Below are 17,114 nucleotides of genomic sequence, written 5' to 3'. Positions count from 1 at the left end.
ATTCAAATAAACTATGAAATTGAAGGCCCTAAGTTTGCTGCTTTGCAGTGCACTTTTATTTCAAAATTGTACCTCAAAAAAAACAGAAACTACACAAGACTCCACAACTTCAACAATAAAAAGTATTGAAAAAGTTGATTTTGGGAATTTACCTTCTGGTGAAAAAGCAGAGCTTTATACTTTAAAAAACGCGAATGGTATGGTTGTAAAAATAACCAACTATGGTGGAATTATTACAAACTGGCTTGCTCCTGATAAAAATGGCAAATATGTAGATATCGCTCTCGGCTCTGATTCTTTGAAAGATTATTTAGATGCTTCTCCTTACTTTGGTGCATTAGTTGGCCGATATGGTAATCGAATTGCTAAAGGCAAATTTACACTTGATGGCAAAACCTATACACTTGCTCAAAATAATGGTGTAAATGCTCTCCACGGCGGTAAAAAAGGCTTTGATAAAGTATTATGGAACGCTACTCCCATTGACGGCGAAGAACCACAATTGAAATTAACTTATACTTCTGCAGATGGAGAGGAAGGCTATCCTGGTAAATTAGATGTAGAAGTAATTTATACGCTTCAAAAAGATAATTCTCTGAAAATTGATTATCAAGCAAAAACCGATAAAGCTACGGTGGTTAATCTTACTAATCATGCTTATTTTAATTTAACTGGAGATTTCACTAAAGAAGTACTTGACCACGAAGTAATTCTGAATGCTGATAAATTCTTACCAGTTGATGAAACACTTATTCCTACAGGTGAGTTAAAAGCCGTAGCCGGTACACCTTTTGATTTTACCAAATCATTCAAAATTGGGGCAAGAATAAATGACCCTAAAGATGTTCAAATTAAATATGGAAAAGGGTATGACCATTGTTGGGTATTTACGGATACAAGCAATAAATTAAAAAATGTTGCAAGTGTTTATGAACCTAATTCAGGTCGAGTTTTAGAAGTTTTCACTACCGAACCAGCTATTCAATTCTACACTGGGAATTTCTTAGATGGAAAAGCAAAAGGGAAAGGTGTTAGTTATAAATTCCGTACAGGATTTTGTTTAGAAACTGAGCATTACCCAGATTCACCAAATCAAGCGAAGTTTCCAACTACCGTTTTGAAACCAAACGAAACCTATCAAACGACAACCATTTATAAGTTTTCAACTAAATAAAACAAAAAAGGTGTGAAGTATACTTCACACCTTTTTTCATTATATCATTTCTTGAATTACTTAGCTGCCATTCTAATAGCACCATCTAATCTTATGATTTCTCCATTAAGCATCACATTTTCAAATATATGTTTGGCTAATGAAGCATATTCAGATGGCTTTCCTAATCTTGGAGGAAATGGAACTTGCTGACCTAAAGAATTCTTAACCTCCTCTGACATTCCCATTAATAAAGGAGTTTCAAAAATACCGGGTGCTATGGTCATTACTCTTATGCCAACTCTTGCTAATTCACGAGCAATTGGTAGTGTCATTGCAACGATTCCACCTTTAGAAGCCGAATATGCAGCTTGCCCAATTTGTCCATCATAAGCAGCAACTGACGCAGTATTGATAATTACACCTCTTTCTCCAAATTCATTGGGTTCATTATTTTGCATGGAAGCAGAAGCTAATCGAATTACATTGAATGTACCAACAAGGTTTACATTGATTACTTTAGCAAATAAATCAAGTGCATGTGGACCATTTTTTCCAACAACACGCATCGCTGGGCCAATTCCAGCACAATTAGCCACACCGCTTATACTACCATGATTGCTAACAGCCCACTCTATTGCTTCACTTACTTGTGCTTCATTAGAAACATCGGTTTGAATAAATTTTGCTTTAGTACCTAATTGTCTCTCAGCAGCTAGTCCAGCATCAATATTTACATCTAATAAAACTACATTTGCTCCATTATCAACTAGCATTTGAGCAGTGGCTAATCCAAGACCAGATGCACCACCAGTTACTAAGAAAGTACCATTTTCAATATTCATTTTCGTATTTTGTAATCAGTGTAAAATTAATTCCTTGAAAATATTAATTTGTTAAACTCTCCATACGCAAAGACACCGCTCGTTTGTGAGCTTCTAAAGATTCTGCTTCGGCCATTAGTTCAACTGTTCGGCCGATATTAAGAATACCTTCTTTAGAGATTTCTTGGAAAGTAATTTTCTTTACAAAACTATCAACCGAAACACCACTATAAGCACGAGCATAACCGTTGGTTGGTAGTGTATGATTTGTACCCGATGCATAATCTCCACATGATTCAGGTGTGTAATTTCCTAAAAAGATAGAACCTGCATTGATAATTTTTTCTCCTACCTCATTGTAGTTTTCTACGGCTAAAATTAGGTGCTCAGGAGCATATTCATTGATTAAATCAATGCAATCTTGCTCGTTATCCAACAAAATAATCTTAGAATTTTCAATAGCTTTAGAAGCTAAATCTTTTCTTGGAAGTCTATTTAATTGTCCTGAAACTGCAAGATTTACTGCTGAAACAAATTTCTTACTTGTAGAAACCAATAATACCTGACTATCAGCCCCATGTTCGGCCTGTGAAAGTAAATCAGATGCTACGAAAGAAGGAATTGCAAAATCATCTGCCATCACTGCTACTTCTGAAGGTCCAGCAGGCATATCTATCGCTACACCTTCTTTACTTAATAGCTGTTTAGCAGCAGTAACATATTGGTTTCCAGGGCCAAAAATCTTATATACTTGTGGAATAGATTCAGTGCCATAAGCCATTGCTGCAATAGCTTGTGCCCCACCAATTCGATACACCTTTGTTATACCAACTAATTTAGCTGCATAATAAATTGCAGGATGATTGCTTGGAGAACAAAGTATTCTTTCTTCACAACCAGCAATTTGTGCAGGAACACCTAACATTAAAACGGTAGAGAACAATGGAGCTGTTCCACCTGGAATATAAAATCCAACTTTTTGAATACCTACACTTTTTCTCCAGCATTTCACCCCTGCCATTGTTTCGATAACCTCGGGTGACTGTTTTTGTGATTGATGAAATGTATAAATATTGTTGTATGCTTGTCCAATTGCTTCCTTCAGTTCGAAAGAAAGAAGCCCCTCAGCAGCATCAATTTCCTGTTGTGAAACTTGAAAGTTATTTAGTTCAACCTTATCAAATTTTAAAGCAAACTCTTTTAATGCCGAATCGCCTTCATGCTTTACTTTTTGTAAGATAGGAAGTACCTTTTGCTCAATTTCGGCCATTTCTTTCACTGGTCTTGCAAGCAAGTTCTTCCATTCTGAGCGTTGTGGAAACGAAATAATATTCATTTATTTATTGCTAAGCAATGCTTAGAACTTTTTTAAATTGATTTTAGTAAATCATTTTTTCAATTGGAATTACCAATATTCCCTCTGCACCAGCTCCACGAATTGCTTCTATATTTTCCCAAAACTGATTTTCTTCTAAAACAGAATGTAGCGAGCTCCAACCCTCCATTGCTAGAGGTACAATAGTTGGGCTTTTCATACCCGGAATTAAGTTGATAATGTCTTGCAACTTATCATTTGGTGCATTCAACAAAATATATTTATAATTCTGAGCCGTTTGTACCGCTTTGATTCTAAACAATAATTTATTGAGTGTATCAATTTTTGATTTTGGTAATTTCTTATTAGAAATCAAAATAGCTTCCGAACGGAAGATTGTTTCAACCTCTTTCAAACCATTACTTAAAAGTGTACTCCCCGAACTAACAATATCACATACACCTTCTGCTAAACCAATACTTGGAGCAATTTCAACAGAGCCACTGATTTCATGAATTTCAGCTTTTACTCCTTGTTCCTTCAAATAATTGCCTAATATTCTAGGATAAGATGTAGCGATACTTTTTCCGTTGAAATCGTTAACGCCTTTGTATTCAACGCTTCTTGGTACGGCAATAGACAATCGACATTTTGAGAATCCAAGTCGGTAGGTTACCTCAGCCTTACGATTAGTTTCAACAAATACGTTTTCACCAACAATTCCTATGTCAGCAACTCCATCTTCTACGTATCCTGGAATATCATCATCTCTGAGAAACAAAAATTCAGCAGGAAAGTTTGAAGAGGAAGTTTTTAATTTTCCAGTACCACTTTCAAATTTAATCCCACATTCTTTGAATAATCTAAACGAATCCTCACTTAATCTACCTGATTTTTGGAGGGCAATTCTCAGTATTGACTCTGTATTTGGCATTTTTACAATTTTGTTCTTTGGTCAAAGCACAAAATTAACTTAATCGTGTGGCAATGACAAAATAATAATTGGTTTAAGTTTATAATTATCTCTTTTTGTAAAGAATAAACTTTCAAAACATTTTGAAAGTTTATAGAATTGTACATAAATTTACAGTAAAAAATATCTTTCCTATAACCGTTACCGTTACCCAAAATGAAAAATTACTCTACTCAAATTTCACCAAATCAAAATCCTTTATTATCATCAAAAACAAAAAAAATAATTTCATTATTAATTTTAGCTTGTATATGTTTAATGGCAATCTTTAATTAGGCTTGAATGTTATTTTAAATTTTGTTAATCATAAAACCACTGAATTTTAATGTGATTTTGTGAGTTTGATTCCTTTTTAGTAGAAGTCTTAATCATCTTATTTAAATTTACCTTCTTTAGACCATCAAATTGTTTCGGTAATATTTTGAGTATTTACCTACTTTCACTTTGCCTTTTCAAAATTTGATACCGCTAAATAATTTTTTTGGCATAAGATTTGGTACAGTTAAGAACACAAACCATAAATTCACTGAAATGAAATATTAATAATTTCAGTAGATGTGCTGGTTTTAAAAGAAATGAACCCAAAACAACTTATCGAATCATTTCTGAAGCAAAAATTTAGTTAAAAAACTTAAACCCAAACCAAAGTATTCATTCATTGGGCTAGTCCAATAGTTCTAGAGATAAAATCTCATTTAGGCGAGCAATATCTTGAATATATTACCTTAAAAGTAAAATTGAATAGAAACAATGCTTATTAATTAGAAAAAAACAAGAATTTATTATTGACTCTAAAGGCAAAAAAGATACGTCTTAATGTCACAGAGTAAGAATCATCGTGTATAAAGACTTAAAAATCGCTATTGTTAATGGCGATTTTTTTATGTTGTTAAAAGTAGGTTATTTAGAATTACTCATCTATTTTTGGTATTAAAACATACGAAAAATGAACAGAATATTCTCACTACTTTTTATCTTACTAACTACAAATTTTACTTTCGCTCAAAAACTTACCAATCAACAGTTAGAAAATATTCTGAATAATCTTCAAGAAAAACAATTCATTAGTGAATTTGGAAAAGATGCTTTTTTAAAAGTAGTCAATAATGAAGATAAAATGTTGAACCAAAGAATTTACAATTCTCAGTTGGCGGGCATTAGAAACCTTCCTGACTCACTTATTAAATCAAATACAGGTATTTTAGGATTTATTGGCATTTTTGAATTACTGAGAAATGTTGGTTCTTCAGCCGATGAAATGATACAAATCAAAGAAAGAGCTGAAAAAATGTTGGGAGAAAGGATGTTCTTTAAAACCGAAATTGAAGGAAATATAAACGTAAATAATCCACTGACATTTATCGGACTTTCGCAAAACCTCAAAGTATCAAAGGAAAGCTATACTTTGATGGCCAATGAATTAAAAAACATAGGCCTAATTAATGAAAATGTATATAAAGACCTAATAAAATGGTTAGAAAAAGACCAGATAAAGTTAATTAAAGACTTCGGATTTTTTATTTATGCCGCCAAACAAAACTATTTTTATGAAAATTACGAATCGTTAAAAAACGAACAATTAAAATTCATTAATAATTTACAAGAAAAGGGTTTATTAGAAAAAGAAGATGCAGAGAAAATTAGTCAATCTTATCAAACATTTGAGTTAAAAAGTAACATTGATATTCTTTCTTCTTGCAAAAATGTAATCTTGGTTTCAAACGAAGCTCCAAACTTAACAAGAGAAGAAATTTACCTACAACTCTTCACGCAAATTAAAGAAAAGTTATTGCCAAGCCTTAATTTTCAAAATTTTAAACTTGAAGAAGTAAAAACCAATGAAAGTCAAGATGACCTTTTGGTAGAGTCACTTCCAATGGCTAGTGCATTGGGCAAGGACAAAAAAAACTACCGTTTAAGCTTCAATATCAATGGCTCATCGTATTCTCAAAAAGCCAATACCAACTTTACCCTTCTTAATACAATACGAAAAAGTATTCCTCCAGAACTTGATATAGATTCATCTATTATTAACACTTACATTCATGTTTTCTCCTTCGTAAGTGGACTCACAAACAAGGATTTTCAGTCAATAAATGATTATTTAATTGACCAACACTCAGCAAAAAGAGTTTTTGTGGTGAATAATGAGTATAATCCTTTTATTAGTAGAATTGAAAAACGAAAGGCAATTATACTTATTGACAGCACTCAGTTTAAAATCTTCACTCAAAAGAATGGTATCAATGAATTTTTGGGGAAATTGAGTAATATCGAACTTGATTTTTCAGCCAAAAATAGTAGAGATAGTATTTATGCAATCATTAATGTCTGGCAAAAAAATGGTTTGGTTATACAACCAGAACCGAGTAAAATTGAAAAAATAATCAATGAAATACGACTTGAACCCAAGCTTTCAAAAAATCTAAAACGAAGCTTATTCATTGGTTTTCCTGAAAATTCAACCACAATTAACTTTAATCTACAGAAAGAAATTGACCAAATTGTAATTTTTAAAAATTTTATTGCCGAATTATCAAGGATTTCAAATGACGTATTTAAACCAGAAAAAATAACGGATAATTTTAGTTCAGAAATTCCAAAAGGAAACAAAAAAGACCGTCTACTAAAATATGGATTTAAGTTTAAAGGCGTCAAATACGAAAACCATCAAGAATTACCTAAATTAGAAATAAACGATTCAGAAGAACTGAACCTTCAGCAACAAAAACTCTTAGAAAGCTACAAATCTATCAGTTTCAATAAAACTGACTGGTTAAACTTGGTTAACCAATCTTTGGAGGATTCAAAGATTGATGGGAAATTTTATACAATTACAAACTCAAATTCTACTTTTTCGTTAAATAAAAATACTTCTGTTTATGTTTATTTGACTGATAAAAATTACGCTTTTATCAAAACTTACTACCCTGAAATATTAGAAGAAAAGATTCCGAATTCGGCCTATGGTGAATACAAACAACAAATAGCTAATTTTAATGTTGAAACACTTGCAGGTGCCCTCAAACGTGAAAAGATGGTCGTTGAACAGATGAATTTTGATTTAAAAAATAGCAAAGAGCCATCCGACATATTGAAAGAAAGTAATCAAGTGGTGGTAATTGATATGAATGAATTAACCAAAAAATCAGATACTGAACTTTATAATTATATCCTTTCTAAACTTTCGAAATCAATATTACCTAATACTGAATTTACTAATTTATCTTACCAAAAAGAAAACAAAGACAGTAATCAAGCGAATTATTTGGTGTCCTTAAATATCAATGGTCAACAATATCAAGAAAGGCTTTTTGTCTCTTTGGAAAACTCCGTAAAAAGCAGCTTAGATTCTCTAAATAAGCTAGACTCTAACTATTTTCCATCAATTAGCGAAACTCAATTTAAAATAATTAATGATTATTTAACTGATATCAACTCTCCGAATAGACTTGTAATTGTTTGTGATTATCATAGTCCAAAACTTTCTTTCGTGTTATTTGATAGTACCCAAGCAAATATTGTAGAAGAGGCATTACCTAATAATTTTGTGGACTTTTCGATGTATAATCGAAAGTTTAGTAGGGATAGCCTAAAGTCTTTATTAGATGAAATTGTAGATTTAGAACTAATCCCAAAAATCACTCAAAATCAAAAAGAATCTTATATTCTGAAAATCCGTCAATTCCCGCCAAGCGATTTGAGCATTTTTGAAAACTTAAAAGATGTGATTGGTCAATGTGAAATTTGGGGAATTGACAGTTATAAAAATGTATTCAAATCTTGTATGGATACCCTCAGTAAGATTTCGAGGTTTGGTTTTAGTCCAATAAAAATTGAGGATAATTTTAGCAAAATGCTTAAAAAAAGTAATTATTCTGATAGAATATTCACGTATAGTTTCAAAATGCCCAATGGTAAACTTTATAGTGAAAAACAATTTGTAAATGGATTGAAGAAACCTAAAGAAAGAAAAAACAAAATAGCGTTTGAATTATTTAATTTTGATACCAATAAACTTATCCAACTGATAAACAAAGCTTTAGCAGAAAATAATGTCGATGGACTTTTTTATACAATTTACATGGAAGAAGATGAATATGATGATACTGCTGGACCGAAATACATTTTTTTAAATACGAAACAACATAGATGGATGAAAAACAAGTTTCCAGATATTTTTGAAGTATATTCTGAAGGCTTTGATTCTGAAATTGATGAAAATCATGAAAAATAATTGAGATTTTAGTACAACAATTCAACCTAGAAAAAAATGAAAATTAAATTAATCATTTGCCTTTCAGCAATACTCGGCTTCATTTCTTCTTTTACGTTTTTTTCAAATGAACATGAAGATTGGCCTGAGTATTTAGGTGGAGCAGACCGCAATCATTATTCAAAACTCACCCAAATCACGCCTGAAAACGTAAATCAATTAAAAATTGCATGGACTTACACTACTCCTGATTCAGGGCAAATGCAAGTAAATCCGATTATTGTTGATGGAATTCTGTATGGCGTTACCGCTTCTGTTCAAGCTTTTGCTTTGGATGCAGCAACTGGCAAAGAGATTTGGCGATTTGGAGACCCTCTAAAAAATTGGGCGAGTACAAGTAGAGGAGTTAGTTATTGGTCAAATGGTATTGAAAAAAGAATATTATACACCGTTGGACCCAACCTTTGGGCTTTAGATGCAAAAAACGGCAAACCAATTAAGAGTTTCGGAAATGAGGGCAAAGTAGATTTACATACTGGCCTTCCACCAATTGCTCAAAATAAATTTATCATCTCAAATACTCCAGGAACAGTCTTTGAGGATTTAATTGTGATGCCTGTTCGCCTATCTGAAGGAGAAGATGCAGCTCCCGGTGATATTAGAGCTTTTGATGTTAAAACTGGAAAATTAGTTTGGACTTTCCACACAATCCCCTATCCAAATGAATTTGGCTATGAAACCTTCCCTAAAGATGCCTATAAAAATGAATATACAGGTGCTGCTAATAATTGGGCTGGTATGGCAGTTGACCGTAAAAGAGGAATAATCTTTGTTCCTACTGGGTCTGCTGGTTATGACTTTTATGGTGGAAATAGAAATGGTAAAAATCTTTTTGCTAACTGTTTATTAGCACTCGATGCTCGCACTGGAAAAAGAATTTGGCATTTCCAAACTACTCATCACGATATTTGGGATAGAGATTTACCTGCACCACCCAATTTAATGACCATTAATCAGAACGGAAAAAAGATTGATGTGGTGGCTCAAGTTACTAAACAAGGATATGTTTTTGTGTTTGATAGAGTAACTGGAAAACCCATTTTCCCTGTAAAAGAGGTTCCAGTACCCAAATCATCACTTTTGGGAGAACTTGCATGGCCTACACAACCCATTCCAAGCAAACCAGCACCATTTGCAAGGCAATCTAATACGCTTACTGAAAAAGATATTAGCCCTTATGCTGAAAATAGAGAAGAACTAATAAAGAATTTCAGAAAGTATAAAACTGCACTTTACCATCCTGGTAGCAAAGAGGGAACAGTGATTTTCCCTGGATATGACGGTGGAGCAGAATGGGGAGGTGCCGCCGCAGACCCAGAAGGAATTTTGTATGTAAATGCTAATGAAATGGCATGGATACAAACCATGGTTGAAACGCCTAAAGAAGATGCCCTTGCTCAACTCAGTGCTGGAGAAAAACTTTATACAACAACTTGTGTGAGTTGCCACGGAATTGATAGAAAAGGAAACCCTAAATCAAATTATCCTTCATTAATTGATATCAATAAAAAAAGAGATAAAGCCTTTGTGAATAATATTATTAGCAATGGAAAAGGTATGATGCCCGGATTTACAACACTTACGGCATCTGAAAAGCAAGCAATCGTATCCTTTTTATTCGGAGAAGAAAAAAAGGAAGTTGTTTCAGATTCAAAATCAACAAAGAAGGTATTTTTACCATTTAGAAGCACAGGCTACAATAAGTTTTTAGATAGTAATGGTTTACCAGCAATCACGCCTCCATGGGGCTCTTTTAGTGCCATTAATCTAAACACTGGAGAATATTTATGGAGAATTCCTTTTGGTAACGAACCTGCTTTAGAACAGAAAGGAATAAAAAATACTGGCGTTGAAAATTATGGAGGTCCAGTAGTTACTGCTAGCGGTTTAATATTTATCGCTGCCACAAAAGATGGATTTTTTAGGGCTTTTAATAAAAATAATGGAAAAATTCTTTGGGAAACTAAACTTCCTGCGGCAGGCTTTGCAACACCTTCTACCTATCAAATAAATGGTAAACAATATGTAGTAATTGCTTGTGGTGGAACTAAACTAGGAACTCCGAAAGGGAATAAATATGTAGCATTTGCCCTACCGTAAGACTCACTAATTCTCATAAAACTTTACTAATAGTGATTAATGCAACCCTGTGAATATAATTAATGAGTGAATTTCAGTTAGCAAACTTGACTTTGATATAAATTGCTTGAACAAAGTCAAGTTTGCTTGTATTGCTTGAAAACTTCATCAATACTGAATTTAATGACGTATGAACCAACAAATTACCTAGTAAACCTTCTAAAATAGATATTATTTAATTTTAAGTAACCTATTTTACTTAAAATTAATTTATTTGTAAATCATACAATAATAAATATTTAGTCTCTCTTATCCTTGAGTCATTATCTTACCTAATATCTTTTCTGAACTGATATTAATATCTCGCAAAATTCCGGTTAGTGGTAAATTGAAACCAATAAAATATAAACCTTTATAAGTTTCTTCATCAAACCACATTTGTTTTGGATACGCCCTTTCGTTCAAAACTGGAGCAATATTTTTGATAATTTTTTCAAGATGAGCATGATACCCTGTTGCTAATACAACTGCATCGAATTTCTCTTGTTGGCCATTTACAAAAATTATCGAATCATGCGTAAATTCTCGAATGTCAGGCATTACCATTATTTTTTTCTGTTTTATTTGCTCTAGAGTACCAACATCAATTACAGGCACTTTGCCTTGTTTGCGTAATTGTTCAGAAGGTGCTAATGGAGAAATTGGAATACCTGTCTGCTTTAAAGAACCAGTTGAGATTTTCTTAAAAATGTTTGAAATAAAATCATAGACGGAGTTCCCAAACTGAGTCAAAAAAATGGCAAGTCCTTGCGTTGAACGCCCCAAAAACTCTCTTTTGACAATATTTACTGGATTTCTAATCGAAACATAGGTTTTTGCTTTACTTTCGCACAGGTCTAAAGCAATCTCAGCACCTGAATTTCCATAGCCAACAACCAACACTTTTTTATCTTTGTAAGGAAGTCCATTCTTGTATTTACATGAATGAATCTTTTCTCCTTCAAAAAGATAATCGTTAATAAAATGAGGGATTTTAGGAACACGATTATAACCAGTGGCAACAACAACATTTTCGGATAAAAAGGTATTATTTTGGGTTTTAACCTCCCAAATTTCATTATTTTTTGAAATATCAAGTACTTCTTCTCCGTAGATTGGATTGATGTTGAAATGCTTAATATAAGATTCTAGATATTGAATATATTCTGCCTTAGGTACAAAAGTTGGATATTCGGCAGGAAATGGTAAATATGGTAACGAGGAATAAATCTTATCCGTATGTAGCTTCAAACGGTCATAATGATTTCTCCATTCATTACCAACGTTGGTAGATTTTTCAATGATTATATATGGAACTTCATTTTTGCTAAACTGTCCAGCCATTGCCAAGCCAGAGGGGCCTGCACCTATAATTATATTTTTATGAACCATTATTAAGAATTTTTTATCGAGATAATATTTTGGGTCAATTCAAAGGGAAAATTCAAACTAAGTCCCCTCATGGCATTGATAAGGGCAATTCGTTTAAATTTAGTCAAATCTTTTACTTTAATTTCTTCTTCATCAATTTGCTTCTCATTTAATAAATACGTCCTTTGGGTTCCTTCAAGTAAATATGTACTTGGCGTAAACCATTTAACTCCATCAAAAAATGCCAAATTAGTGTAAGTCGTATCAGTCAAGCAATCATTCTTTATAATAATCACTTCATCAAAACCTTCATTTTCACTTAGTAATTTATGAAATACACTTCGGTCTTCATATTTTAAAGGATATTCAATAGCAGGATTTTCAACTAACTTTATCAATCTATGTACTTTATATTGATAACTAAAAAATTCAACTTTACTAATTTCCTCATCATAACTCACTCTACAACGATATAACCCCTCTCCTACCCAATCTGGAATTTCAACAGTTTCAGCAAAATCAATTTTCTTATCAATCCCAAATACTTTTTTTAATGAGCGAATTGCTCTTTCATTGTGATAATCAATGTTAGCCAAACGCCGATTTTGGCATTTGATTGTTTCAAATAGTAGGGACATATATTTTTTGAATCATTTCTTGGTATTCTTTTTCTACCATACTTTTCGCAGTAATTCCACCACCGCTCTTGTAAAATAAACCTTGAGGGGTATTTTCAATGAAACGAATCATTACACTTGAATTAAAAGTTTCACCATCAAAAATACCGCAAATACCTGTGTAAAAATTTCTATTTAGGCCATTATAAGTATATTTTTCAGCTTTTTTGATAATTTCTACGGTTTTATCTTTCGGAGCTCCAGAAATAGAACCAGCAGGAAGCATTGAAAAAAGTATATCACCAAATTTATTTTTCCAAAAAGGGTCTAATTTACCACAAACTTGTGAACTAACTTGCAGTAATTCACCTTCTAACGTCTTTATTTTATCAATATACCGAAACTTTTCAACCCACACCTTTTCTGCAATTTTACTAATGTCGTTTCTTATTAAGTCAACGATGGTGGTATGTTCAAAAAATTCTTTTTCATCCTCTAAAATCACGCTTTCGGCATTTTCAATTTTTGCATCAATTGTTCCTTTCATTGGAAAAGACGAAATAATGCCTTCTGTATTAATTTTAACAAAAATTTCGGGTGAGAAACAAACAAATTCATTAAAATGCTCAAATCCCTTGACCCAAATTTTAAACTTAGCATTACTTATAATAAAGATTTCCTCTAAACTTAGATTTGTTTTTATGCGAGATGCACAAGTAAGATTTGTCAAAAATGAGTTTCCCTCTTTAATATTAGAGATTACTACATCAAAAGCCTTCTGATACAATTCAAAATCAATGCACTTTTTCTCAATTCCATTGAATCTATTATAGTTTGTGCTAAAGTTAAAATTTGAAACTTCTCCAAATTTATATTTTATATCACTTACATCAACCTTATCTAATCTTTTAATAATACTACGATTTCCTTCAAAATCAGTTAATATTAAAAACGGTGTGGATGTAGAAGTTAAGTTGTTAATTTTAGTAATTGCCCCTTCCTTTTTATAAATTTTCACTACAAGTCGAATTTATTCAATATTCAGAAACCCAATTTTATTTAATTTTAGTTCAAATTTATTAAAATCATTGAAAAGAATTATTGGTGGCTTTGTCGATTAAAATACCCCTTATGCTATTGATTTCTACTTATTCGGCTATTCTTAATATAAAAATTGTAATAGTTTTGTTTATTGTTTAAAATTTATCAAATTCGCAATATCATTCATTCATCAAACATCTAAACCTATCCATGAGAAGACTCCTTACTTTTCTTTTTGTTGCCTTCATCTCTGGTTCAGTTTTTTCACAAGTCACTTTTCAACGTAATGGTGTTTATGACGAAAGGCCATCTCAGTATGCTTTCAAAAATGCCACAATTGTAGTTGATGCACAAACTGTCCTAGATAATGCCATGATTTACATCAAAAACGGCATGATTGAATCAGTTGGAAAAGAATTACAAGTTCCAAAAGGTACAGTAGTATATGATTTAAAAGGCAAAAGAATTTACCCTTCACTAGTAGATATTTATTCTGATTACGGAATGCCCGAAATCCAACGCCAAGGCGGCGGCCGAGGATTCGGTGGAGCAATACAATTAGAATCAAATAAGAAAGGTGCTTTCGATTGGAATCAAGCGGTAAGACCTGAAGTTGATGCTACGGCAGAATTTAAAGTAAATGCCGCTAAGGCCGATGAAATGCGTAAAATTGGCTTCGGAAGTGCCGTTGTGCACGTAGCTGATGGAATTGTAAGAGGCACCTCAGCTTTTGTTTCTCTTGCAGAAGATAAAGAAAACAATGTATTACTAAAAGGTAAAGCATCAGCTCATTTTTCATTAAATAAAGGTAGTTCGACACAAACATACCCAGTTTCATTAATGGGTGCGGTGGCTTTGCTCCGACAAACATATTATGATGCAGAATGGTATAAAAAAGGAGGAAAATTGCAAGAAAGAAACCTGTCATTAGATGCCTTTAATGAAATGCAAGCTCTACCCCAAGTTTATGAAGCGACTGACAAATTAGCAGTTTTAAGAGCTGATAAAATTGGTAAAGAGTTTGGTATTCAATATATCATCAAAGGTGCAGGAGATGAGTACCAAAGAGTTGACGAAATCAAAGCTAATGGAAACCCATTGATTATTCCACTCAGTTTCCCTACTGCTTATGATGTAGAAGACCCATTTGATGCAGCAATGGTGAGTCTAACCGAAATGAAACATTGGGAAATGGCTCCCGCAAATGCAAGTATTTTGTCGAAAGCAGGTGTAAATTTTGCTTTCACAACAAACGGTTTAAGAAATAAAACTGAATTTTGGAATAATCTTCGTAAAGCTATCGAACACGGTCTGCCTGAAAACAAAGCATTAGAAGCTTTAACTTCTACTCCTGCTAAATTATTAAAAATTGATAATATGGTTGGAAGTTTGAAAAAAGGTATGTTAGCCAACTTTATTATCACTTCTGATAACCTTTTTAGTAAAGACAATGTCATTTATGAAAACTGGGTTCAAGGAAAAAGATACATACTCAGCGATATGAATGTAACTGATATCAGAGGAAACTATGAAGTAAAAGTTGATGATAAGAATTTTAAATTAAATATCACGGGTAAAATTGACAAACCTGATTATCAATTCATTACAAACGATACTGTAAAAACTACTCCAAAAGTTAGCCGTATAAGTGATTTATTGACTATCACTACCAAACTTGATAAAAAAGATGCTAATGAAGCACGTTTAAGTGGCTACTACGATGGAAAAAATATCAAGGGAGACGCAATTTTGGGAGATGGCAAACAAGTTAAATGGGAAGCGATTTATAAAGAAGCCCCTAAAGCTGATGTTGCTAAAAAAGATACGACAAAAGCAAAAACACCTCAAATTGGTAAAGTCCTATATCCTTTTACTGCCTTTGGTAGCGAGCAAAAACCTCAGCAAGAAACCATGTTGATTAAAAACGCTACTGTTTGGACCAATGAAAAAGAGGGAATTGTTCAAAATACCGACGTCTTATTACAAAATGGTAAAATTGCTCAAGTTGGTAAAAACTTAACTGCTCCGACTGGTGCTAAAACAATTGATGGGACAGGAAAACATTTAACCAATGGAATTTTTGACGAGCATTCACACATTGCCCTATTCTCAATCAACGAGGTACAAACCGTTTCTTCAGAGGTTCGTCAAGAAGATGCAGTTAACTCTGATGACATTAATATTTACCGTCAATTAGCTGGCGGGGTAACTTCTTCGCAATTATTACATGGTTCTGCCGACTGTATTGGCGGCCAATCTGCCCTCATCAAATTAAAATGGGGTGAAAATCCTAATAATTTATTGATTAAGGGTGCTGATGGTTTTATTAAGTTTGCTTTGGGTGAAAACGTAAAAAATGGAAACAATCCATCACCATCAGGCCGATTCCCTCAAACAAGAATGGGAGTGGAACAAGTTTATGTAGATGCTTTCCAACGTGCCAAAGAGTATGAAAAAGCATGGAAAGAATATAACGCACTAACAAATAAAACTGGAGTAACGCCTCCAAGAAGAGATATTGAATTAGATGCTTTGGTTGAAATCTTGAATAAGAAGCGTTTCATTACGTGTCACTCTTATGTTCAATCAGAAATTAACATGTTAATGAAAGTTGCTGAGTCTTTCAATTTCAATATCAATACGTATACGCATATCTTAGAAGGCTATAAAGTAGCTGACAAAATGAAAGAACATGGCGTAAATGCTTCCACATTTTCTGACTGGTGGGCATATAAAATGGAAGTAAAAGAAGCCATTCCTCACAATGCTGCAATCTTAACAAAAGTTGGCGTAACTACTGCTATTAATTCAGATGATGCAGAAATGGCAAGAAGATTAAACCAAGAAGCAGCAAAAACAGTACTTTATGGTGGAATGAGTGAAGAAGAAGCTTGGAAAATGGTTACTTTGAATCCAGCAAAGATGTTACATCTTGATAATCGTTTGGGAAGTATTAAAGTTGGTAAAGATGCCGATGTGGTTCTTTGGAATAACAATCCACTTTCAATATATGCCCGTCCAGAAAAAACAATAATTGACGGAACCGTTTATTTCGATGCAGAGAAAGATGAACAAATGCAACAAAGCGTAGCGAAAGAAAGAAACAGAATTATGTTGAAAATGTTAGCCGAAAAAGCATCTGGAAATCCAACTCAAAGAGCTATGCCACGCAGAAATCAACATATTCACTGCGATACTATTCTTGAAATGGGCGACACTGAAGATTGTAGCAGATGTGCATCTGGTGGACGCATCTTTGGAGCTAATCTTTTTAAAGGAACTGAGTAATTTTAATTATAAAAACAAAAAAGGCCTTGATGAAAATCGAGGCCTTTTTTGTTTTAAGTGTGTTTTAGACAATTATTTATTATTTTAATCATATATTCAAAATTTACTAAGCAATAATACTTATTATTAAAATTTATT

The 17,114-nt window shown here is 32.9% G+C and carries 10 protein-coding genes; 4 read left to right on the top strand and 6 right to left on the bottom strand.

Going from position 1 to position 17,114, the window contains the following annotated elements:
• Positions 1–13: 13 nt before the first annotated feature.
• Entirely contained in the window at positions 14–1,174 is a 1,161-nt protein-coding gene (locus EMTOL_RS17765) for an aldose epimerase family protein (RefSeq protein WP_015030704.1), read from the top strand.
• Positions 1,175–1,230: 56 nt separating this feature from the next.
• On the opposite strand, the gene EMTOL_RS17760 is transcribed toward EMTOL_RS17765, so the two are convergent.
• From EMTOL_RS17760 to hisG, 3 genes are read right to left on the bottom strand one after another with little or no spacing between them, the layout of a single operon-like run.
• Positions 1,231–1,998 carry a 3-hydroxyacyl-CoA dehydrogenase gene (locus EMTOL_RS17760; protein WP_015030703.1) on the bottom strand — a complete coding sequence of 256 codons (768 nt, stop codon included), beginning with the start codon at positions 1,996–1,998 and terminating at the stop codon, positions 1,231–1,233.
• Positions 1,999–2,041: 43 nt separating this feature from the next.
• Complete coding sequence (gene hisD / locus EMTOL_RS17755; protein WP_015030702.1) at positions 2,042–3,313, bottom strand: histidinol dehydrogenase; 1,272 nt, start codon at positions 3,311–3,313, stop codon at positions 2,042–2,044.
• Between the two features lie 43 nt (positions 3,314–3,356).
• Entirely contained in the window at positions 3,357–4,226 is an 870-nt protein-coding gene (hisG, locus tag EMTOL_RS17750) for an ATP phosphoribosyltransferase (protein WP_015030701.1), read from the bottom strand.
• 985 nt (positions 4,227–5,211) lie between these two features.
• Here hisG and EMTOL_RS17745 point away from each other — a divergent pair.
• The gene (locus tag EMTOL_RS17745; protein ID WP_015030700.1) at positions 5,212–8,502 is read left to right on the top strand and encodes a hypothetical protein; all 3,291 of its coding nucleotides are present in this window, start codon (positions 5,212–5,214) and stop codon (positions 8,500–8,502) included.
• A gap of 36 nt (positions 8,503–8,538) precedes the next feature.
• Positions 8,539–10,641, top strand: a complete 2,103-nt coding sequence (locus tag EMTOL_RS17740; RefSeq protein ID WP_015030699.1) for an outer membrane protein assembly factor BamB family protein — start codon at positions 8,539–8,541, stop codon at positions 10,639–10,641.
• 288 nt (positions 10,642–10,929) lie between these two features.
• Here EMTOL_RS17740 and EMTOL_RS17735 read toward each other — a convergent pair whose 3' ends face one another.
• From EMTOL_RS17735 to EMTOL_RS17725, 3 genes are read right to left on the bottom strand one after another with little or no spacing between them, the layout of a single operon-like run.
• Positions 10,930–12,051 carry a flavin-containing monooxygenase gene (locus tag EMTOL_RS17735; protein ID WP_015030698.1) on the bottom strand — a complete coding sequence of 374 codons (1,122 nt, stop codon included), beginning with the start codon at positions 12,049–12,051 and terminating at the stop codon, positions 10,930–10,932.
• A 2-nt stretch (positions 12,052–12,053) separates the two neighbouring features.
• Positions 12,054–12,668 carry an aminotransferase class IV gene (locus tag EMTOL_RS17730; protein ID WP_015030697.1) on the bottom strand — a complete coding sequence of 205 codons (615 nt, stop codon included), beginning with the start codon at positions 12,666–12,668 and terminating at the stop codon, positions 12,054–12,056.
• Complete coding sequence (locus EMTOL_RS17725; protein WP_015030696.1) at positions 12,652–13,665, bottom strand: aminodeoxychorismate synthase component I; 1,014 nt, start codon at positions 13,663–13,665, stop codon at positions 12,652–12,654. Before EMTOL_RS17725 ends, EMTOL_RS17730 begins: the two co-directional genes overlap by 17 nt.
• A 233-nt stretch (positions 13,666–13,898) precedes the next feature.
• Here EMTOL_RS17725 and EMTOL_RS17720 point away from each other — a divergent pair, with 233 nt between their 5' ends.
• On the top strand, positions 13,899–16,976 hold the full coding sequence (locus tag EMTOL_RS17720; RefSeq protein ID WP_015030695.1) for an amidohydrolase family protein: 3,078 nt from the start codon (positions 13,899–13,901) through the stop codon (positions 16,974–16,976).
• Positions 16,977–17,114: the final 138 nt, after the last annotated feature.

This window comes from Emticicia oligotrophica DSM 17448, assembly GCF_000263195.1.
Lineage (GTDB): Bacteria > Bacteroidota > Bacteroidia > Cytophagales > Spirosomataceae > Emticicia > Emticicia oligotrophica.
This window is presented reverse-complemented; position numbering and strand designations above follow the sequence as displayed.

Coding starts and splice junctions, on each gene's coding strand:
- EMTOL_RS17765 (WP_015030704.1), top strand. CDS start 14: ATGAAATTGAAGGCCCTAAGTTTGCTGCTTTGCAGTGCACTTTTATTT.
- EMTOL_RS17760 (WP_015030703.1), bottom strand. CDS start 1,998: ATGAATATTGAAAATGGTACTTTCTTAGTAACTGGTGGTGCATCTGGT.
- hisD (WP_015030702.1), bottom strand. CDS start 3,313: ATGAATATTATTTCGTTTCCACAACGCTCAGAATGGAAGAACTTGCTT.
- hisG (WP_015030701.1), bottom strand. CDS start 4,226: ATGCCAAATACAGAGTCAATACTGAGAATTGCCCTCCAAAAATCAGGT.
- EMTOL_RS17745 (WP_015030700.1), top strand. CDS start 5,212: ATGAACAGAATATTCTCACTACTTTTTATCTTACTAACTACAAATTTT.
- EMTOL_RS17740 (WP_015030699.1), top strand. CDS start 8,539: ATGAAAATTAAATTAATCATTTGCCTTTCAGCAATACTCGGCTTCATT.
- EMTOL_RS17735 (WP_015030698.1), bottom strand. CDS start 12,051: ATGGTTCATAAAAATATAATTATAGGTGCAGGCCCCTCTGGCTTGGCA.
- EMTOL_RS17730 (WP_015030697.1), bottom strand. CDS start 12,668: ATGTCCCTACTATTTGAAACAATCAAATGCCAAAATCGGCGTTTGGCT.
- EMTOL_RS17720 (WP_015030695.1), top strand. CDS start 13,899: ATGAGAAGACTCCTTACTTTTCTTTTTGTTGCCTTCATCTCTGGTTCA.